This window comes from Actinoplanes sp. NPDC051411, from assembly GCF_040682075.1.
Classification (GTDB): domain Bacteria; phylum Actinomycetota; class Actinomycetes; order Mycobacteriales; family Micromonosporaceae; genus Actinoplanes.
Genome location: NZ_JBFBAD010000225.1, coordinates 6,170 through 10,445 on the forward strand (window position 1 = coordinate 6,170; position 4,276 = coordinate 10,445).

The 4,276-nt window shown below is 70.2% G+C and carries 4 protein-coding genes; 1 reads left to right on the forward strand and 3 read right to left on the reverse strand.

The window, feature by feature from the left end; genetic code table 11:
• Nucleotides 1-95: 95 nt before the first annotated feature.
• The 3 genes from AB0M88_RS51625 to AB0M88_RS51635 all read right to left on the reverse strand — a co-directional run bounded on the left by AB0M88_RS51625 (nt 96) and on the right by AB0M88_RS51635 (nt 3,600).
• Nucleotides 96-1,649, reverse strand: coding sequence for a DNRLRE domain-containing protein (locus AB0M88_RS51625; RefSeq protein ID WP_364115449.1), 1,554 nt, complete (start codon nt 1,647-1,649; stop codon nt 96-98).
• Nucleotides 1,650-1,959: 310 nt separating this feature from the next.
• Nucleotides 1,960-2,346 (reverse strand): response regulator, encoded by a 387-nt coding sequence (locus tag AB0M88_RS51630; protein WP_364115452.1) that lies wholly within the window; start codon nt 2,344-2,346, stop codon nt 1,960-1,962.
• A 45-nt stretch (nt 2,347-2,391) separates the two neighbouring features.
• Nucleotides 2,392-3,600 carry a S8 family peptidase gene (locus AB0M88_RS51635; RefSeq protein ID WP_364115454.1) on the reverse strand — a complete coding sequence of 403 codons (1,209 nt, stop codon included), beginning with the start codon at nt 3,598-3,600 and terminating at the stop codon, nt 2,392-2,394.
• Nucleotides 3,601-3,852: 252 nt separating this feature from the next.
• Between AB0M88_RS51635 and AB0M88_RS51640 the strand changes: the two genes are divergently transcribed.
• On the forward strand, nt 3,853-4,065 hold the full coding sequence (locus tag AB0M88_RS51640; protein WP_364115457.1) for a hypothetical protein: 213 nt from the start codon (nt 3,853-3,855) through the stop codon (nt 4,063-4,065).
• Nucleotides 4,066-4,276: the final 211 nt, after the last annotated feature.

The following is a 4,276-nucleotide window of genomic DNA, read 5'->3' on the forward strand; positions in this document are numbered from 1 at the left end:
GTGCTGACCCATCTCACCCCAATTTCATACACCAGCTAGCCGCAGCGACTCCTCGCGGCCCCCCCCCCCCCCACCCCAGGGGGTGAGTAACGTTTTTAGTTGCCGAGCTTCACGTTGAAGATCGGGTTGGCGGCGACCTGCTTGAACGCGGTCAGGCTGTCCGGCGTCGAGTTGACCGCGATGTTGCGGTCGCCCGAGTCGTCGCTCGCCGTGTCGAAGTAGACGATGCCCTTGACCTGCGGGTGCTTGGCCAGCTGCGGGACGACCGTGCTGAAGGCGGCCGCCTTGCTGGTCGGGTAGGCGAGGCGGTGGTACATGCCCCACTCGGCCACCATGATCGGCTTGCTCGGGTGGTTCTTGACCGACCAGTCGTAGAAGCCGAGGCCGCCGCCGGTCGGCTGCCGGTCGAGCAGGCTGCCGAAGTCGCCGAAGTGGTAGTAGCCCTTCTCGACGCTCACGTACGAGTCGAGGCCGACCCAGTCGACGACGTCGTCACCCGGGTAGAGGTCCTTCCACCACGACTGGGCCATCCACTTCTCGTTGCCCATGTAGGCGAGCACGTTGACCACGTTGGTGACCTTGTCGGCGCGCAGGCGCAGGATCACGTGGCGGTACATCGCGGCGTAGTCCTTGGCGGTCATCCCCGAGCCGGCCGTGGCGTCCACGTCGTTCTCCGGCTCGTGGTGCAGCACCAGGAAGAACTTCTTGGTCGGGTAGGTCGTCTTGACGTAGTTGGCCCACGCGTCGATGCGGGCGTCCTGGGCGCCGGCCGCGGTCTTGGCCCAGGTCGAGTTGTACGAGACCTTCCAGTTGAGCATGAGGACGCGCGGGTGGGCCGGGTCGTTGGTCATGGCGATCTCGGCCGGGGTCGGGAACTTCTCGTCGCCCTTGTGGTACGTGTGGTAGATCGTCGAGGTGCGGCCGGTCAGCGTCTCCCAGTCCTTGAGCGCCTGGTCACGCGGGGTGTCGGTGAAGCCACCGGCCGCGGCGCCCCAGAGCACGCCGCACGTCGGCACAAGCAGCGCGCCGGTCGTGCAGTTCGTCGTCGGGGTCTTGGTCGGCGCGGTCGTCGGTGCCTTGGTCGGCGCGGTCGTCGGCGCGGTCGTCGGCGCGGTGTAGTCGATCGATAGCTGCGGGCGCTGCTCCGAGGTCAGGTATTCCGAGGAGCGCAGGCGCGTGACCGCGTTCGTCGCCGCCGACTTGAGGGCGAACGAGAACGTGCCCGCCGTCTTGACCGCCGACGAGACGTCGACGGTCAGGAACGTGTCGCTGCTCTTCGGCACCACCGAGCCGGCCGCGGTCGCGCCGGTCACGGGCAGCTTGCCTCCGGTGATCGTGGTCTCGCTCCAGGCGCCGGTGACCGGGTAGGCGGTCAGCCGCGCCGTGCTGGTCGGGCCGTCCACCCGCACGGTGAGCCGGGCCTGGGCCACGGCGGCACCGGCCGGCAGCGCCGGCACGACGAATTTCACGTACGACGTACGCGTCTCGCCGCCCGAGGTGCCCACCACCAGCTTGTCGACCGCGCCGAAGTTGTCGCCGGTGCGCGTGCTCGACACGTACGCGTCCTCGCTCGCTGCGATCGTGTGCGTTTCCGCGACCGTCGCCGCGCCGGCCGCCCCCGCGGTCAGCACGGTGAACCCGGCGCTCACGGCCACTCCGGTCGCGGTCGCACCAATCAATGCCATCCTGGCAAACACGTGTCGTCCTCCCCCGTGGATCGTTCGTTCGAGTCCCAAAGTCGGTCGTGGCAGGTGCGACTGAAGTCTTCGATCGGGTGCAGGACGGGAGTGGCCACTGTGGACAGTTGGGGCAAAAAGAAATGCCGCCCGTCAGGGACGGGCGGCACGGCTGTGATGGCCGTCGAAAATTGTCGTAGGCAGGTGCTCTACTCGACCCCACCCACTACCGGGGTGGGGGTGGATCGGGTCGGGCGGGGCGGGGCGTATCGGGGTGGAAGGGTCAGAGCACCGAGCGCAGGGCCTCGATCAGCCCCTCGGTGGTGAACGGCTTCTTGACCAGCAGGGCGTCCTCGGCGATCAGGCCGTCGGCCACCGCGATCTCGCGCGGCAGCCCCGAGATGTAGATGACCTGCATGGTCGGGCGGAGCTCGGACGCCGTCCGCGACAGCTCGCCGCCCGAGACGCCGGGCAGGCCCAGGTCGGTGACGAGCACGTCGATGTCGCCCGGATGCTCCCGGCAGACCTCGATGGCCTGCCGGGAGTCACCGGCGACGAGGGCGGTGAAGCCGCGGCGTTCGAGCATCCGCCGCATGATGTCGCGCAGGTCCTCTTCGTCGTCGACGACCAGGACGGTGGGGCGCTCCTCGGGCGCCGTCGCCTGCGACATGGGGTCCTCCCGGGGGTGCGACGGGCTTTGGGCTAGGGCCCAACGCTATCGGTGTGAGGTTGCCCCGGCCTGCGGGTTGAGAAAGCCGGTGTAGAGCAGCTTGGTCGGCGAGCCCTTGCCGGGCGAGGTCACCGCGCCCGGCGTGGCCTGCGTGACCAGTTCGTCGCGGACCTGGGCCGGCGTCCAGTTCGGGTGGGCGCCGAGCACCAGCGCGGCCGCCCCGGCGACGTGCGGGCTCGCCATCGAGGTGCCGTTCATGATCATGGTGGCGGTGTTCGACCGGTTCGACGCGGACTCGATCCGGACACCCGGCGCGAAGAGGTCGAGACAGCGGCCGTAGTTGGAGAACGACGCCCGCCGGTCGCGGTCGTCGGTGGCGCCGACCGTGATCGCGGCCGGGTCGTCGGCCGGTGACTGGCGGCAGGCGTCCCGCTTGTCGTTGCCCGCCGCGACGGCATAGGTGACGCCGGCCGCGATCGAGCGGTTGACCGCGTCGTCGAGCGCCTTGCTGACGGTGCCGCCGAGGCTCATGTTGGCGACCGCGGGGCGGTGGGCGTGCTGGGTCACCCAGTCGATCCCGGCGATGATGTGGGAGTACGACCCGGAGCCGTCGCACCCGAGCACCCGCACCGCGACCAGCTTGACGTCCTTGGCCACGCCCCAGGTGGAGCCGCCGATCGTGCCGGCGACGTGGGTGCCGTGGCCGTTGCAGTCCTGGGACACGTTGTCCCGGTCGACGGCGTCGTAGCCGTTGGTCGCCCGGCCCCCGAACTGCTGGTGGGTGATCCGGATGCCGGTGTCGAGCACGTACGCGGTGACTCCGGCCGCCGACGGGGCGGCGTAGGTCTTCGACAGGGCTGGTTGCCGCTGGTCGATCCGGTCGAGGCCCCAGGCCGGCGTGCTTCCGGTCAGCGTGACCGTGGCGTCCTGCTCCACGTAGCGGACGGCCGGGTCGGCGGCCAGGCGGCGGGCCTGCGGGGCGGTCATGGTGACCGAGAAGCCGCGTACGGTCGCCTGGTAGTCGTCGGCGACCTCCCCGCCGTACGTCTTCGTCAGCGTGCGCGAGACGGCGCCGACGCCGGCCGGGCCCGGCTTGAGCACGACGATGTAGCTGTTCCCGATGGCACCGGCGGAGCCGGCGCCGAGGATGGTCCCGGTGGCCGGCGCGGCCTGGGCGGCGACGGGTGTGCCGCAGATGACAGCGGCGGCCGCCCCGGCCAGGAGCGCGGCGATACGCCCGGTGTCGATGCGCAAAGTGTTCCCTCTCATTATCTGTTTCGGCGGACATCGCCCGGGGGAAGCGGAATGCCGGTGGCAGTCGAGGGAAATGGTGAAGACGTCGGATCGAGGTTGCGGGATCCACCCGGTTGCACGCCTGGTGCAAGGAATTCGGCCGCGAGCGAACGCCCCGTATGGCAACCGGGGAAGACCTAATCCCCTCCGGTGGAGGGCCGATCTACCCCCTGTCAGGACCGCTGCACACCGCCACCGAGCAAGGAGAGCGATATGACCACCCTGCTGACGCCCGAGATCACCACGGTCGACGAGCTGGCCGAGCGGTGCGACCGCTGCAGCGCCGCCGCCAAGCTGGAGGTCAAGCTGGCCAGCGGTGGGGAGCTCACGTTCTGCGGCCACCACGCCAACCGGCACCACGAGGACATCGTCAAGATCGCCGAGCGGATCATCCTCGAGGACGGTTTTGTCTGGACCGGCAAGTGACCCCGTAAGCCACAAAAGCCGCGTTAAGCTCATTTCCTATGGGCAGATCGCGGCCCCCGGGGTGGGCACGGCCGGTCCTGCACGGCGTCGCCCTGCTGCTCGCGCTGAGCGGGGGGGGGGGGGGGGGGGGCGCCGGCGCCGCGGCGAGCCGGGGGCCGCCGGCCGGCCGCGGGGGGGGGCCCGCCGGCCGGCGGGCTTATAGTGTAGGGCG

Excerpts from the sequence above, each read along its gene's own strand:
- AB0M88_RS51630 (WP_364115452.1), bottom strand. The coding sequence starts at position 2,346 with ATGTCGCAGGCGACGGCGCCCGAGGAGCGCCCCACCGTCCTGGTCGTC.
- AB0M88_RS51640 (WP_364115457.1), top strand. The coding sequence starts at position 3,853 with ATGACCACCCTGCTGACGCCCGAGATCACCACGGTCGACGAGCTGGCC.